Here is a 15,758-nt window from a genome sequence, read left to right on the forward strand (position 1 = left end):
GACGAACATGCATCCCGCCTATTCGGTCATCCTCTTCACCACCTCCTCCGGCGCCGGATACGGCCTGCTGTTCTGGCTCAGCCTGGCCCATGTCATCGGCGCCCAGCCGGTCGCCGGCTGGGGCTTCTTCGCCGGCCTGTTCATCGCGCTCGGGCTGATTACGCTGGGGCTGCTCAGTTCCACCTTTCACCTCGGCCGCCCCGAGCGCGCCTGGCGGGCGCTGTCGCAATGGCGCTCGTCCTGGCTCTCGCGGGAGGGCGTGGCGGCCCTGGCCACCTATGTGCCGGCCGGGGTGCTCTGGCTGATGTCGCTCCTCGGGATCGCGGGCTGGCTGACCCTGCCGCTGGCCCTGCTCAGCGCCATCGGCGCCGTGGCGACGGTCTGGTGCACCGGCATGATCTATGCCTCGCTGCGCACCATCCGCGAATGGCATATGCCGCAGGTGCCTTATGTCTATCTTGCCAATGCCGCCGCCTCGGGCGCGCTGCTGCTGGTGCTGCTGCATGCCTTCGCCGGTCGCGACATCCGCCTTGTCAGCCTGATCGCGCTGCTGGCGCTGGGTCTGGCCGGCGCGCTCAAGCTGATCTACTGGCGCCGGATCGACGCCGAGCCGGGCGCTTATACCGCCGACATGGCGCTGGGCCTCAAGGGCGTCAAACGCCAGCTCGAGCCGCCGCATAGCCGGCCGAACTACGTGATGCGCGAAATGGGCTATGACGTCGCCCGCAGACACGCCGAGACGCTGCGCCGCTCGGTGCTGCTCTGGGGCTTCCTGCTGCCCGGGCTGATGCTGGCCTTTCAGGCACTGACCGGCGGGCTCGGGCCGGTCTTGATGCCGGTCGCGGTCACCGCCGCCGCCGCCGGGCTGGTGACGGAACGCTGGCTGTTCTTCGCCGAGGCAACGCATCTCTCGACGCTCTACTACGGCAACCAGCGCGCCTGAGCCGGGCCGCGCGGGTGACGCCTATTCCGCGAAGTGACAGGCCACCCGGGTGCCGCCGATCTGCCGCAGTCGTGGCCGATCGCGCTTGCAGATATCCTGCGCCAGCGGACAACGCGGATGAAAGGCGCAGCCGGGCGGCGGATTGATCGGATCGGGGATCTCGCCTTCGGGGGGCTGGATCTCGCGGCCAAAGGCATCCATTTTCGGCGCCGCTTCCAGCAGCATCTGGGTATAGGGGTGCTTCGGATCGTCGAACAGCCGCCCCGGCACCGCCTCTTCCACCAGCCGGCCCAGGTAAAGCACGCCGATCACATCGGCCATGTGCCGCACCACGGTCAGATCGTGGCTGATAAAGACATAGGTCAGCCCGAAATTTTCCTTCAGGTCGCTCATCAGGTTGAGCACCTGCGCCTGAACCGAGACATCCAGCGCCGAGGTCGGCTCGTCACAGACGATCAGCCGCGGCTCGCTGGCCAGCGCCCGGGCAATGCAGATCCGCTGCCGCTGGCCGCCCGAGAATTCATGCGGAAACTTGCCCGCGTCCTTGACCGACAGCCCGACCTGTTCCAGCAGCTTCTCGGCCATCCCCTCGGTCTTGCCGCCGCGCGAGGCGACCGGCTCGACGATGATGTCCTTGACCCGCCAGCGCGGGTTGAGCGAGGCATAGGGATCCTGAAAGATCATCTGGATGTCGGCGCGCACCGCGTCGACCTTGGCGGCGTCCGGCTCATTGGCCAGATCGACCCCCTCGATCTCGACATGGCCATCCGAAGGTGACAACAACCCCACCAGCATCTTGCCGATGGTCGATTTGCCCGAGCCGCTTTCGCCCACCAGCGCATAGGTCGAGCGTTCGGCGACGTCGAAACTCACCTCTGACACCGCCGTCAGATATTCCTTTTCCCGCCGCTCCAGCACCCGGTTCAGCCAGGGTTTCGAGACGTCGAACACGCGGCTGAGATTATCGACTTTGACCAGCGCCATTCAGGAAACCTTTTCTTCGACGTCTTCGACAAGCGGGTGCCAGCAGGCGGCCATGCCGTCCTTGACCCTGGGCGGCGGCGGCGTGCGGCAGACCTCGGTGGCGCGCGGGCAGCGCGGGTTGAAGGCACAGCCATCGGGCACCGCATCCAGCCGCGGCATGGCGCCGGGGATCTGGTGCAGCCGCGCCTTGCCCTCCGAGGCCAGCGGGGTCGAGGCCATCAGCCCGTGAGTATAGGGGTGCTGCGGCCGGGTCAGCACCTGTTCGACGGCACCCAGCTCGGCCAGGCGACCGGCATACATCACCGCCACGCGGTCGGTCGCCTCGGCGATCACGCCCATGTCGTGGGTGATCAGCATGACCGCGGTGCCCCGCTCGCGGCAGAGCCGCTTCAAAAGCGCGATGATCTGCGCCTGGACCGAGACATCGAGCGCGGTGGTCGGCTCGTCGGCGATCACCAGCGAGGGTTCGGCGCAGAGCGCCAATGCAATCACCACCCGTTGCCGCATGCCGCCGGAGAACTCGTGCGGGTAGGAATTCACCCGGCTGGCCGCGCCGGGAATGCCGACCTCTTCCAGCGCCGCCACGGCGCGTTTCTCGGCCTCTTTCTCGCTGATCTTCAGATGCGTGCGCATGGTCTCGACCAGTTGATCGCCGATCCTGAGAAGCGGGTTGAGCGAGGTCAGCGGATCCTGAAAGACCATGCCGATCTCCTTGCCGCGCAGCCGGCGCATCGCCTCGCCGCGCAGCTGGTCGATCCGCTTGCCGTTCAGCCAGATCTCGCCCGAGGCGATATGCGCCGGCGGGCTCAACAGGCCGATTACCGCGTTGCCGGCCATGGATTTGCCGGCGCCGCTTTCGCCGACCACGCCAAGGATCTCGCCGGCGCGGATGTCATAACTCACCCCGTCGACCGGCTTGACGATACCGTGGCGGGTGGGAATCTCGACCGAGAGGTCGCGGATGGAAAGCACGGGTTCAGCCATCAGCGCAGCCTCGGGTTCAATGCGTCGCGCAGCCAGTCGCCCAGCAGGTTGACGGACAGCGCCAGCGCCAGGAGCGTGCAGGCGGGAAAGAACAGGATCCACCACTCACCCGAGAACAGGAAGCCCTGGCCGATACGGATCAGCGTGCCCAGCGACGGCTGGGTCGGCGGCGCGCCGACACCGAGAAAGGACAGCGTCGCCTCGGCGATGATCGCCAGTGCCAGCGAGATCGTGGCGATCACCAGCACCGGCGACAGCACATTGGGCAGGATGTGGCGCAGCATGATGGCGCCGGGTTTCCGCCCGATCAGCCGCGCCGCCTGAACGTATTCCTTGTTTTTCTCAACCAGCGTGGCGCCGCGCACCACGCGGGCGAACTGCACCCAGTCCGACAGGCCGATGGCGAGGATCAGCACCCAGATCGCCATCTGGTCGCGGTACTCCACCGGCGTGATCCCCTTGGCGATGCCAAAGATCAGCATGGCCACCAGGATCGAGGGAAAGGTGAGCTGCACGTCGGCGACGCGCATGATGATGGTTTCGACCCAGCCACCGACATAGCCCGAAATCAGCCCCAGCGTGATGCCCAGCACCATGGCAAAGGCCACCGCCGCCACCCCGACAAAAAGCGAGATGCGCATGCCGTAGAGGATGGTGGAAAACACGTCGCGGCCCTGATCGTCGGTGCCCAGCAGGAAGCTGTCGCCGGTAAAGGCATTGGGCTCCAGCGGCGGGGTGAAACCGTTCATCAGATTGAGCGAGGCCGGGTCGAAGGGGTTGGTCGAGGCGATCCAGGGCGCGAAGATCGCCGAGACCAGCAGCACCAGCACCACCAGCGCCGAGATCACCGCAACCGGCGAGCGGCGGAAGGTGTAGAAGACATCGCTTTCCAGCGCCAGACGAAGCCGCGATTTCGGCGGCGGCGCGACGGGGATATCGGTCATCAGTGGCCTCCCGTGCGGTCCGCGCGCAGGCGCGGATCAATGAAGAAATAAAGGATGTCCACGGCCAGGTTGATCCCCACGAACATCACCGAGATCAGCATCAGGTAGGCCGCCATCACCGGGATGTCGACGAACTGGATCGCGTTGATGAACAGCAGGCCGACGCCCGGCCACTGGAACACCGTCTCGGTGATGATGGCAAAGGCAATGATCGCGCCAAGCTGAAGCCCGATCACGGTGATCACCGGCACCATGGTGTTTTTCAGCGCGTGGCGGAAGTTCACCGCCCGGTCCCTGAGCCCGCGCGCGCGGGCGAAACGGATGTAATCCTGCCGCAGAACCTCGAGCATTTCCGAGCGTACCAGCCGCATGATCAGCGTCATCTGATAGAGCCCCAGGGTGATCGACGGCAGGATCAGTGCCTTGAGGCCGCTTTCGGTCAGAAAGCCGGTCTTCCAGCCGCCGACCGTCACCACATCGCCGCGCCCGAAACTGGGCAGCCAGCCGAGTTCGACCGAGAAGACATAGATCAGCAGGATGCCGATCAGGAAGGTCGGCAGCGAGACGCCGATCAACGAGGCCGACATGATCGCATGCGCCCAGATGCCATCGCGGCGGATCGCGGTGAACACGCCAAGCGCGATGCCGAAGAGGATGGCCAGCACCCCCGAAACCGCCGCCAGCTCCAGCGTCGCCGGCGCGCGTTCCAGCAGGATGTCGGTTACCGGACGACCCTGACGATAGCTGACGCCGAAGTTGCCCTGAAGTGCCTCTTGCAGAAAGCGGAAGTATTGCACGAAGAACGACCGGTCGAGGCCGAGCTGCTCGCGCAATCGCGCGATATCTTCGGCGGTGCGTTCCTGACCGAGCATGTTGTCGATCGGGTCACCCACGAAATTGAACATCGAAAAGGCGACAAGCCCCACGATCAGCAGGACAAGCAGGGATTGGCCGACACGGCGGATGATGAAAGCAAGCATGCCCGCCAAGAGATAACGGCGGGTTTTTCGGGTCAAGGGCAAAAGCGTTCGGGTGACGTGCCGTTCAAGGGCTTTACACCCCCGACTCTCAAGGCAAATCGGGCCCAAGGGCCCGGCGCGGCCCCGCGTCAGCCGGGGGTCGCGGGCTGCCGTCGGGGCCGGCATCCTCTGCCGGCCCCGACATGTCTCAGCTCACTGTCACCCAGCGCAGGATGAAGAAATTGTCGGGCCGCTGGGTCAGCTCGATATTGGCCCGCGTGCCCCAGACTAGCGGCTGCACATAAAGCGGCACGTAAGCCTGCTCGTCGGCCATGATCTGCGCCACCTCGTCAAGCATCGCCTGACGCTCGGCCGGATCGATCTCGGACTGGATCATCGGCAGCAGCGTGTCGATGCGCGCGTTGGAAAAGCCGCCGAAGTTCCAGCTTCCCAGCTTCTTCTCCTCGTTCGGGGTGGCGACAAGAAAGCGGATCGGGTGTTCGGCGTCGAAGGTGCCGGGCGACCAGCCCAGCAGATACATGTCGAAATTGTCGGCCCTGAGCTCGGGCCAGTAGTTGTTGACTGGCATTGCCTCCAGAGTCGCATCGATGCCGACCTGCGCCAGCATCCCGGTCACCGCCTGACAGACCGCCTCGTCGTTGAGATAGCGGTTGTTGGGGCATTTCAGGCCAAAAGAGAACCCGTCGGCATACCCCGCTTCGGCCAGCAGCGCGCGGGCCTTCTCAGGGTCATAGGCCGGGGCCGCGCCAAGCGCCTCGGAATAGCCGCTCATGGCCGCGCTGACCAGTTGGTTCACCGGTTCGGCATTGCCGCGCATGATGGTCTGAAGGATCGCCGGCACATTGATCGCATGCGCCACGGCCTGGCGTACGCGGACATCGGCAAAGGGGTTTTCGCCGTCGATGTCGGACGAGAACTTCAGCGCCTCCGCCTCATGCGGAAAGCCCAGCATGATGACTCGCGCCTCGATACCCTGCACCACCTTCACGTCGGGGTTCGAGGCCAACCGCGCCACATCCTGGATCGGCACAGGGTTGATGAAATCCACGTCGCCCGAGAGCAGCGCCGCCAGCGCCGTCGCCGGATTCTGGATCGGCGTCAGCTCGGCGCGGGTGATGTTGTGCTCGGCCTCGCCCCACCAGCCCTCGAAGGGTTCGAGCACGGTGCGCAGCCCGGGCTCGCGTGTGGTGACCTTGAAAGCACCGGTGCCATTTGCGTTGAGCGTGGCGTGATTGCCGGCCTCCTTGTCGGGACGGGTGGCATTGTTGGCCTCGGCCCAGCCGCTGTCCATGATCATCCAGTTGGCGATCGACGAGGGAAACAGCGGGTTGGGTGCGGTGGTCATGAAATCGACGGTATAGGCGTCGATCACCTTGACCTCCGACACCGGCGCGAACCAGCTCGCGGTGTCCGACTCCGGGCTCGAGGCACGCTGGTAGGAAAACAGCACATCCTCGGCGTCAAAGCTGCTGCCGTCGTGGAAGGTCACGCCCTCGCGCAGGGTAAAGCGCCAGCCCTCGCCTTCGCCGATCGGCTCCCATCCCGTGGCGAGCGCCGGCTCCACCGACATGTCCTTGCCCCGGCGCACCAGCCCTTCGTAGGTATTGTTGAGAAAGCCCAGCACCGGCGTCGAATTGACCGCATGGGGGTCCATCGTCTGGGGATCGGTGGTCACCGCCCATTTGAATTCTTCGGCCGCCGCGGGCGCGGCAAGGGCCACCCCGAGCGCGGCTGTGGCCGCGCATATCATTCGTGACATTGGATAATCTCCCCTGTTGGATTTGGCTCAGCCTAGCACATGCGGGCACAGGGTCCATTCACAAGCCTCTGTGCGGGGATGCGCAGACCGAGCATCTCACCCTGAGCCCGATCTACGGAATTCCGCATCTGGATTGGATGCGCGCAATGAGAGACATTGACGACCACTCGGGGTATGGGTCGCTTTATGGAGAATCAATTCAACGCAGCATTGTTCCAACCGCTCGAATTGCCTTGCGGGACTGTCTTGAAGAACCGGGTTGCCAAGTCGGCCATGTCGGATTCGCTGGGCAATGGTCGCGGCGATCCCACGGATGCACAAATCCGGCTCTACGAGCGCTGGGCAGAAGGCGGATTGGCCGTGTCGATTGTGGGCGAGGTGCAGGGCAATCCCTGTTTCGCCGAAAAGCCCGGAAATCTTGTTCTGAGAGCGGATTCCGATCTGCGCCGTTTCCGAACGCTCGCCCACCGGGGATCCGCCAATGGCGCGCAGCTGTGGCTACAGCTTGGCCATGCCGGCGCAATGGCACATCCTCCGATCAGTGATCCAAAAGGTCCGAGCGCGCTCGATATTCCCGGCCTGATCTGTTCGGCCCTGACCCGGGACGAGCTGCGCGCCCTGCCGTCCGAGTTTGCCCGGACAGCGCGCCTCGCCATGGATCTTGGTTTCGGCGGCGTTCAGATCCACGCAGCCCACGGATTCCTGTTGAGCCAGTTTCTCTCGCCTCTGTTCAACAAACGGGACGACGAGTATGGCGGGTCCATAACGAACCGGATGCGGCTGTTGCTTGACGTCGTTGATGAGGTGCGCGGCGCAGTCGGCCCCGGCATTCCAATCGCCATCAAGCTGAACGCCACCGACCAGTTGGAAGGGGGCCTTGACAGGCAAGACGCCCTTGCAGTGATTGCCGCGTTGGACGGGACCGCGATCGATCTGATCGACATCAGCGGCGGAACCTACTTTCCCGGTGCACGATCCGCCTCAGACAGTGCTGGAACGGGGCCCTATTTCCTGGATTTTGCCGAACATGCCCGGCCCCTGACCCGCAAGCCGCTGATGGTGACCGGTGGGTTCAAGACCCTTCAGCACGCGGCGGATGCCCTTGCCCGCGGAAACGTTGACATGGTCGGCCTCGCGCGGGCACTCGTCCTCGACCCCGCGCTTCCGAATGGCTGGCGGTCGGGCACGGGGAATGACCCCAAGTTCCCGAAGTTCGCCAATCCGCCCGAAGGCGGGGTCACGGCATGGTACACGATGCGTTTGACAGCGCTGGGCGAAGACCGTGCCCCATCAGACTCGACGGAACTTGAGGCGTCGATCAGAGAATACGAGGAGCGGGACAGCGACCGCATTTCCATATGGAACGCCCGTTTTCGCCCATAAAACGAGCCTCGACCCCAGGTCCGGCCAAGCAAAGGACCGGTCATCCAGCTTGCTCAATGAAAGCCCGCCCCGGCGCATATTGCGAGGGCATTCGTGATGTTTGAGGTCTATCGTGTGGCTCCTCTTCCCACCGCGACCGACTCCCGAAAAAAAGGGCGGCCCTCGCAGGACCGCCCCCCTTCATTTCCTGAGCAACCACCTCAGTTCATGGTGAAATATTTCACCTTCGGCTGATCTTCCGGGTCGACTTCGATGCCGACGTTTTCGGCCATGCCCCAGTTCAGCACCTGGTGGTGGATCGGGATGTAGAGCTGTTCATCCTGCACCACCCGCCAGATATCGGCGATGTCCTGGTTGCGGGCTTCGAGATCGGTGTTCGAGGCCAGCGACTCGATCTTGGCATCCAGCTCGTCATTGTCGAAACCGGTGCCGTTCCAGGTGCCGATGTCGGATTCGCGGCCGTGCACAAGGAAGTTGAAGATATACTCGGAATCGTAGGTCGGCACGCCCCAGCCCAGCATGTAGAAATCGGTCTTGCTGTCGGTGATCAGCGGGAAGTGCTGCGCCTTGGGCTTGGCGTCGAGGTTCACGGTCACACCGATCTGGCCCAGCATGCCGACGGCCGCCTGACAGATCGCTTCATCGTTGATGTAGCGGTCGTTCGGGCAGTCGAGACGGATCGAGAAACCGTCGCCGTAGCCGGCCTCTTCCATCAGCGCCTTGGCGCCTTCGATGTCGGTGGCGCTTTCGGCGTCCATCGCCTCGGTCCAGCCGTTGACAAAGGGCGGCGCGATCATGCCGGCCGGGATCGACTGGCCACGCATCACCACCTGCTGGATCGCATCGCGGTTGATCGCCATCGACATCGCCTTGCGCACGCGCACGTCGGCGAGCGGGTTCTTGCCCTCGACATTGTCGGCCTCGATGTCATCGGCGCCCTGGTTCATGCCGAAAAAGATCACCCGGTTCTGCGGCGCCTTCTTGACGGTCAGACCGTCGGCATTATTGACCCGCTCGAGATCCTGCACCGGCATGTCCTGAAGGAAATCGACCTCGCCCGAGAGCATGGCGGCCACCCGGGTGGCCGCGTTCTGGATCGGGGTATAGACGATCTCGGTCACTTCCATCGGGAACTGGTCGCGGCCCCAATACTCCTCGTTGATCTCCATCACCGTCTTGACGTCGGGCTCGCGGCTGACCAGCTTGTAGGGCCCGGTGCCGTTGGCGTTGGTGGTGGCATAGGTGATCTCGCCGCCTTCGAAATCCTGCACGTTGACGGTGTCGTTTGCCTCGGCCCAGCCCTTGTCAAGGACGAACAGGTTGGTGAGGTTCGACGGCAGGATCGGGTTCGGGCCGTCGGTGACCATCTCGATGGTGTAATCGTCGACCGCGCGGACCTCGGTGATCGAGCCGATAAGCTCTTTCATGTCCGAGTTCGGTTGTTTGGCGCGCTCGAAGCTGAACACCACGTCCTCGGCGGTGAAATCGGCGCCATCGTGGAATTTCACGCCTTGGCGCAGGTTGAAGACCCAGACGTTCGGGTCGTCTTCCTTCGGCGCCCAGTCGGTGGCCAGCGCGGCCTCGAATTCGCCGGTCACGTCGCGGATGATCAGCGGCTCGTACATCTGGTGGCGGATGGTGTGGGTCGGGCCCTCGTTCTGGGCATGCGGATCAAGCGTCAGCGCGTCACCGGCGCGCGCCCAGCGAAGGGTTTCGGCACTCAGCGACGCTGTGGTGGCCAACAGCGCACCGATCACTGACAAAGCGAATGTCGTCTTCATTGGTTTTCCCTGTCTTTTGTGTGATTGTCGTTTTCGACATGGCGCCAGTCTTTGACACCTTTGGCAAAATGACAAGGCCCGACTTGGCATTACGTCGCGGGGGCAGTTTGGCGGCTAAGCCATGCCGGCCGCTCGATAATTTCTTGCAGCGCTAACGCCGCACCGCAGTATCCGTATCCGCCCGCCGGGCCCGGCGCAGCGCCCCGGGCGGGGTGCCGAACCACCGGCGGCAGGCCCGCGAGAGCGCCGATTGTTCCGGAAAACCAAGCATGCCAGCCAGTTGATCCAGCGTCACATCTGTCTCTGTCAGATGCTTCAGCGCCAGATCGCGGCGCGCGCTGTCCTTGATCTCCTGAAAGCTGGTGCCCTCGGCCCGCAACTGCCGGTGCAATGTCCGCGGTTCGATTGCCAGCATATGCGCGATATCGGCGCGGTTGGCCTGCGGCGTGCCGATCAGCGGCCGCAGCGCGGCACGCACCCGGTCGCTGAGCCGCTGCGCCGGGACCGGAAAATTGCGCTCCAGGTGATCCTCCATCAGGCGCTGAAACCGCGGATGGCTGTTGGGGTCCGGCACATGCCAATCGCGCGCATCCATGTGCAGCGCCGCGGATGTCTGGTTTTCATGCACCGGCACGCCGAAGAACCTGCGATGCGGCTCGCCGGCGGTGCCTAGCCCATGCGGCAGCGATACAGCCCGCACCTTGTGGGCCCAGGGATCGCGCATCCGGCCGACCTGAAACCCCATGCCGAGGATCAACTCGATGATCTGCCGCTGCCGGTTCGGGGCGATGCCGTCGATCTCGAGCACCATGGCCACGGTATCGGGCACCAGCCGTCCCGGCACCTCGGCCCGCATCCGAAGCGCGGTGCCCTGAAGAAATATGAAGCGCGAGATGATCTTGGAGGCCTCCGCCGGGGTGGCGGCGGTCTGGATGGCGAGGCCCAGAATGCCCAGCACCGCCAGATCCTGATGCCGCGCGATGCGCAGCCCGAGGTCAGGGCATTGCGCCGCCAGGCTCGAGGCCTCGAGCAATCCGCAGACCGCCTCCATCGGCAACAGCGCATCGTCATCCGCCAGGTCCTCGGGGCACAGCCCGTGGTCTGCCAGCAAGGGGCGCGCCGGAACCCCGCAATCGCGCATCACCTCCTGATAACCTTTGAGCGCGGCGGCGCGGATCACATGGGTCATGTCCTCAAATGACAAATTTTTGTCCTCTAATGTCAAGACATCATCTGGCAACGCCCATAGGTAAGCGACCCGTGCCGATGTTGCAGCGCAGCAAAACGGCATCTCCGAATATCAGATCAAGGAATTGGCACAGGTGAAACGTCAACTGGTCCGCATGCTCGCATTGGTTCTCTCAGCCGCAGCAGTCCTGCCGCAGGCCGCGAGGGCCGAGGCGCCGATCGTCAAACTCGAAACGGCGAAGAGCACGGCCGGCGGGCTGAGCCGCGTGTTCTTTGGCCATGTGGTGGCGCGCGAAACCGTCGACCTGGCTTTCCAGGTCTCTGGCCAGATCGTCGAGTTTCCGGTCGAGGAAGGCGCCATCGTGCCCCGCACGGGGCTTGTCGCCAGGCTCGATCAGGAGCCTTTCGAGCTCTCGCTCGAAGAGGCGCGTGCGCGCAGTGAACAGGCGGTGCGCACGGTTGACCGCTATCGCCAGCTTCAGGGCAGCGCGGTCAGCCAGACCGCGGTGCAGGACGCCGAAACCGATGTCGAACTGACCCGCGTCGCCCTGCGCAATGCCGAACGCGCGCTTGACAAGGCAACGCTCTTTGCGCCTTTCGATGCGCTGGTGGCGTCGCGGCTGGTGCCGAATTACTCCACCATCAACGCCGGAACGCCGGTGGTGCGCCTGCACGACATGTCCGAGCTTCGGATCGAGATCGACGTGCCCGAAGTGCTTTTCCATCAGGCCGGCCAGAAACCCGATCTGGAGATTCTCGCGCAGTTCCCGGCCAGCCCCAGGACCTATCCGGTGGAGCTACGGGAATTCAACGCCGAGACGGCCTCGGTCGGCCAGACCTATTCGATCACCCTGGGAATGTTTCCGCCCAAGGATCTGACCGTCCTGCCCGGCTCCTCGGCCAAGGTGACGGCCACGCTGGACACCGGCGACAGCCGCATCGAAGTGCCGGCTTCGGCGATTGTCACCGGCAATGATGGCGCGACCTACCTGATGATCTTTACCCCCACCGGCGGGCGCGAGGGCACGGTGACCCGCACCCCGGTCGAGATCAGGCCGACCGAAAGAGGCAAGGTCGAGGTGATCGCGGGCCTCGAAGCCGGACAGGAATACGTCGTTGTCGGCGCCTCGACCCTCACCGACGGCGAAGACGTGCGCCGCTTTACCGGCTTCGGCAACTGAAGGCCCCGACGATGGACATTGCGCGCTTTTCGATCAACCGCCCGATCTACACCTGGATCGTGATCCTGACCTGCCTTCTGGGCGGCATCTGGGGCTTTTCCTCGCTCGGCCGGCTGGAAGACCCGGCCTTTACCATCAAGATGGCCGTCGTGGTCACGCAATACCCCGGCGCCACCGCCCAGGAAGTGGCGACCGAGGTCTCCGAACCGATCGAATCCGCGATCCAGAAGATGGGCGAGGTCAAGCGCATCGAGACCATGAACCAGCCCGGCCTGTCCTGGATCACGGTCGAGATGCAGGACACCTATGATGGCACCGAGCTTCCGGCGATCTGGACCAAGCTGCGCAACCGCGTGGGCGAGTCCGCCCTGCCCTCCGGCACCACCGAGCCGTTCATCAACGACAGTTTCGGCGATGTCTACGGGCTTTATTACGCCGTCACCGCGCCCGGTTTCTCGGACAGTGAAGTCAACGACCTGGCCGATTTCCTGCGCCGCGAGGTGCTGTCGGTCGATGGCGTGGCCGATGCGGTGATCTCGGGCCAGCCGAACGAACGCATCTATGTTGAGCCGGACCTCGCCCTGACCAATTCGCTCGGCATCTCGCCGGGCATCATGCAGGCCGCGATCGCCACCGCCGACGAGATCGTCGACGGTGGCTCGATCCAGAATGAAAACGGCCGGACGCTGGTGCAGCGGCCGGCGGGGTCCGACACCGTGTCGGCGATTGCCGCGCTCTCGGTGGGGGTCGGCGGACAGGTGGTGAACCTCGCCGATTTCGCCGATGTCTACCGTGGCCGCGAGGCCAATCCAAACCTGATCCTGCGCCACAATGGCGTCGAGGCCTTCAGCCTCGGCGTTGCCGGCCTGTCGACCGAGAATATCGTCGAGGTCGGAAAGGCGGTCGATGCCAAGATCGAAACGCTGAAGACGGCGATCCCGGTCGGTGTCACGATCGCGCCGATCTATCAGCAACATGTGGTGGTCGAAGAGGCGTCGAACGCCTTTCTCGTCAACCTCGCCATGTCGGTCAGCATCGTGATCGTGGTACTCGCCGTCTTTATGGGCTGGCGCGCTGCGGTGGTGGTGGGGGCAACCCTGCTGCTCACGGTGGTGGGCACGCTCTTTTTCATGGCGCTGGGCTCGATCGAGATGGAGCGCATCTCGCTCGGCGCGCTGATCATCGCCATGGGCATGCTGGTGGACAATGCCATCGTGGTCGCCGAGGGCATGCAGATCAACATGAGGCGCGGCCAGACCTCGCGCGAGGCCGCGACGGAGGCGGCCAGCAAGACGCAGATCCCGCTGCTTGGCGCCACCATCATCGGCATTATGGCTTTTGCCGGCATCGGTCTCAGCCCGGATGCCACCGGTGAATTCCTGTTCTCGCTCTTTGCGGTGATCGCGATTTCGCTGTTGTTGTCCTGGGTGCTGGCCATCACCGCCACGCCGCTGCTGGGCCATTACTTCTTCCGCCAGGGCACCACGGGGGACGCCGACGGCTATGACGGCTTTCTGTTCCGTGGCTATGCCGGCCTGCTGAGGATCAGCCTGCGCCTGCGCTGGCTGGTGATCGTGGCGCTGATCGGGGTGACCGTTATCTGTTATGGCCTCTTCGGCCAGATCAAGCAGCAGTTCTTCCCCGACAGCAACACGCCGCTCTATTTCGTCAACTACAAGCTGCCGCAGGGTGCGTCGATCCACCAGACCTCGGAGGATCTGACGGTGCTCGAAGACTGGCTGGCCGGGCGCGACGAGGTGGTGGCCTTTACCGCCTATGCCGGCATGGGCGCCTCGCGGTTCATGCTGACCTACGAAAGCGAAGACCCGAACCCGAGCTATGGCCATTTGATCGTGCGCACCTCGTCGCTTGCGGTGATCGAGGACGAGATGAACGCGCTCGAGGAATTCGCGCTCGAGGCGGTGCCGCAAGGCGAGTTCCGCGTCAAGCGGTTGGCCTTTGGCCCCGGCGGCGGCGCCCCGATCGAGGTCCGCTTCTCGGGCAGCAACCCCGAGGTGCTGCGCGATCTCGCCGACGAGGCGATGGCGCGGATGGCGGCGGTCTCCGACAATGTGGTCTCGCTGCGCAACGACTGGCGCGAAAAGGAACTAGTGCTGCGGCCGATCTATGCCGAGGACCGCGCCCAGGAGGCCGGAATCTCGCGCACGCAGATCACCGAAACCCTGCAATTCGCCACCGAAGGCACCACCGCCGGGGTGTTCCGCGAAGGCGACCGGCAGATCCCCATCGTGCTGCGCGCCGCACCCGATGCCGATCTTTCCCTGGTCGATCACGTGATCTACTCCGACAGCGGCGGCGGCCTGGTGCCGATGGCGCAGATGATCGACGGCTTCCGCTTCGAACCGCAGGACACGCTGGTGCATCGCCGCGACCGGGCCAATGTGATCACTGTCGGCGCCGACATTCCGCGCGGCATGACCGCCACCGAGGTGCTGACCGAGGTACGCGGCACCATCGAAGAGATGACGATCCCCGAAGGCTACACCATGGCTTGGGGCGGCGAATACGAAAGCTCGACCGATGCCCAGGCCTCGCTCGGCGGGCAATTGCCGCTCAGCCTGATCGTGATGGTGCTGATTTCAGTGCTGCTCTTCAACGCTCTGCGCCAGCCGGTCATCATCTGGCTGCTGGTGCCGATGTCGGTCAACGGTGTCAGCCTGGCCCTGCTGGGCGCCGGCCTGCCCTTTACCTTCACCGCGTTGCTGGGCCTCTTGTCGCTCTCGGGGATGCTGATCAAGAACGGCATCGTGCTGGTCGAAGAGATCGACCTGACCCGCGAGGCCAACCCCGACATGCCGCTGGAAGAGGCCATCGTCAGTGCCTCGACCTCGCGTCTGCGGCCGGTGTTCCTGGCGGCGGCGACCACGATCCTCGGCATGTTGCCGTTGCTGTCGGACGCCTTCTTTCAGTCGATGGCGGCGACGATCATGGGCGGTCTGGCCTTTGCCTCGGTGCTGACCCTGATCGCGGCCCCGGTGCTCTACTACCTGTTCTTCAAACGCACGGCGCGCCGGGCCCAGGCCGCCCTGCCCGCCACCGCCTGACGACAAAGAAAGGGCCGCGCGGCAATCAGCCACGCGGCCCTTTCATATGGGGTCAGGGCGCGCTCAGCGGCCGATGAGGTAGTCCGCCGCGACATAGCCGGTGACACCGGGCGCATCCGCCAGGGCCACCCGGCACCAGAGCTGGCCCAGCTCGGTCACACAATCCTTTTGCCGCAGCTGCGTGCCATCGGGCAGCCCCAGGATCACCCGAAACCCCAGGCCCGGTCCGGCCCGCAGCTTCAGAAACTCGCCCTCATCGACCCGATCCACCGTGGTCGGCGTGCCCGTGACGCTGCCACATGCGGCGAGCAGAAGGAGCGAGAGGAAAACGGAATGAGTGGTACGGCGCATGGTCTGCCCCCGGCTGTTTCTGGAGCCGCCTGTGTCGCAGAGCCAAGGGTCCGAGTGAAGAAAAATCTGGCCCTGTCCCCGGGTCTTGTGCGGGCGGCTGGGGATATGGGGGGTGGCGGACAGTGAGGGATTCGAACCCTCGAGACGGTCTCCCGCCTACACACTTTCCAGGCGTGCGCCTTCGACCACTCGGCCAACTGTCCGTGCGCGGGTGT

The 15,758-nt window shown here is 64.5% G+C and carries 12 protein-coding genes and 1 tRNA gene; 4 read left to right on the top strand and 9 right to left on the bottom strand.

Annotated elements, in window-relative coordinates; all coding sequences use genetic code 11:
* The first annotated feature begins 7 nt into the window (after window positions 1-7).
* Window positions 8-943 (top strand): dimethyl sulfoxide reductase anchor subunit family protein, encoded by a 936-nt coding sequence (locus BMW90_RS06510; RefSeq protein ID WP_074835668.1) that lies wholly within the window; start codon window positions 8-10, stop codon window positions 941-943.
* 21 nt (window positions 944-964) lie between these two features.
* Here the strand turns inward: BMW90_RS06510 and BMW90_RS06515 are convergent, their stop codons facing one another.
* The 5 genes from BMW90_RS06515 to BMW90_RS06535 all read right to left on the bottom strand — a co-directional run bounded on the left by BMW90_RS06515 (window position 965) and on the right by BMW90_RS06535 (window position 6,594).
* Window positions 965-1,927 carry an ABC transporter ATP-binding protein gene (locus BMW90_RS06515; RefSeq protein WP_048531784.1) on the bottom strand — a complete coding sequence of 321 codons (963 nt, stop codon included), beginning with the start codon at window positions 1,925-1,927 and terminating at the stop codon, window positions 965-967.
* Window positions 1,928-2,911, bottom strand: a complete 984-nt coding sequence (locus BMW90_RS06520) for an ABC transporter ATP-binding protein (RefSeq protein ID WP_048531785.1) — start codon at window positions 2,909-2,911, stop codon at window positions 1,928-1,930.
* On the bottom strand, window positions 2,911-3,855 hold the full coding sequence (locus BMW90_RS06525; protein ID WP_048531787.1) for an ABC transporter permease: 945 nt from the start codon (window positions 3,853-3,855) through the stop codon (window positions 2,911-2,913). Before BMW90_RS06525 ends, BMW90_RS06520 begins: the two co-directional genes overlap by 1 nt.
* Window positions 3,855-4,835: an ABC transporter permease gene (locus BMW90_RS06530; protein WP_074835669.1), complete on the bottom strand. Its 981-nt coding sequence runs from the start codon at window positions 4,833-4,835 to the stop codon at window positions 3,855-3,857. The genes BMW90_RS06525 and BMW90_RS06530 overlap by 1 nt, the downstream gene beginning before the upstream one ends.
* A 187-nt stretch (window positions 4,836-5,022) precedes the next feature.
* Window positions 5,023-6,594 (bottom strand): ABC transporter substrate-binding protein, encoded by a 1,572-nt coding sequence (locus BMW90_RS06535; protein WP_074835671.1) that lies wholly within the window; start codon window positions 6,592-6,594, stop codon window positions 5,023-5,025.
* Window positions 6,595-6,780: 186 nt separating this feature from the next.
* On the opposite strand from BMW90_RS06535, the gene BMW90_RS06540 reads away from it, so the two are divergent.
* Window positions 6,781-7,977, top strand: a complete 1,197-nt coding sequence (locus BMW90_RS06540; protein ID WP_074835803.1) for an NADH:flavin oxidoreductase/NADH oxidase family protein — start codon at window positions 6,781-6,783, stop codon at window positions 7,975-7,977.
* 200 nt (window positions 7,978-8,177) lie between these two features.
* On the opposite strand, the gene BMW90_RS06545 is transcribed toward BMW90_RS06540, so the two are convergent.
* A complete protein-coding gene (locus tag BMW90_RS06545; RefSeq protein WP_074835672.1) occupies window positions 8,178-9,758 on the bottom strand; it encodes an ABC transporter substrate-binding protein in 1,581 nt (526 codons plus the stop codon).
* Between the two features lie 151 nt (window positions 9,759-9,909).
* Window positions 9,910-10,962, bottom strand: a complete 1,053-nt coding sequence (locus tag BMW90_RS06550) for an AraC family transcriptional regulator (protein ID WP_158499027.1) — start codon at window positions 10,960-10,962, stop codon at window positions 9,910-9,912.
* A 118-nt stretch (window positions 10,963-11,080) separates the two neighbouring features.
* Here BMW90_RS06550 and BMW90_RS06555 point away from each other — a divergent pair, with 118 nt between their 5' ends.
* Both BMW90_RS06555 and BMW90_RS06560 read left to right on the top strand, forming a co-directional pair.
* Window positions 11,081-12,127 (top strand): efflux RND transporter periplasmic adaptor subunit, encoded by a 1,047-nt coding sequence (locus tag BMW90_RS06555; RefSeq protein ID WP_244526441.1) that lies wholly within the window; start codon window positions 11,081-11,083, stop codon window positions 12,125-12,127.
* Window positions 12,128-12,138: 11 nt separating this feature from the next.
* Window positions 12,139-15,192: an efflux RND transporter permease subunit gene (locus BMW90_RS06560; protein ID WP_074835675.1), complete on the top strand. Its 3,054-nt coding sequence runs from the start codon at window positions 12,139-12,141 to the stop codon at window positions 15,190-15,192.
* 63 nt (window positions 15,193-15,255) lie between these two features.
* Here the strand turns inward: BMW90_RS06560 and BMW90_RS06565 are convergent, their stop codons facing one another.
* Together BMW90_RS06565 and BMW90_RS06570 are read right to left on the bottom strand one after the other, a co-directional pair.
* Window positions 15,256-15,543 (bottom strand): SH3 domain-containing protein, encoded by a 288-nt coding sequence (locus tag BMW90_RS06565; protein WP_074835677.1) that lies wholly within the window; start codon window positions 15,541-15,543, stop codon window positions 15,256-15,258.
* A 113-nt stretch (window positions 15,544-15,656) separates the two neighbouring features.
* Window positions 15,657-15,746: transfer RNA gene (locus BMW90_RS06570), tRNA-Ser, on the bottom strand.
* Window positions 15,747-15,758 lie beyond the last annotated feature (12 nt).

Origin of the sequence: Marinovum algicola (assembly GCF_900109145.1) — a bacterium.
Classification (GTDB): Bacteria; Pseudomonadota; Alphaproteobacteria; order Rhodobacterales; family Rhodobacteraceae; genus Marinovum; species Marinovum algicola.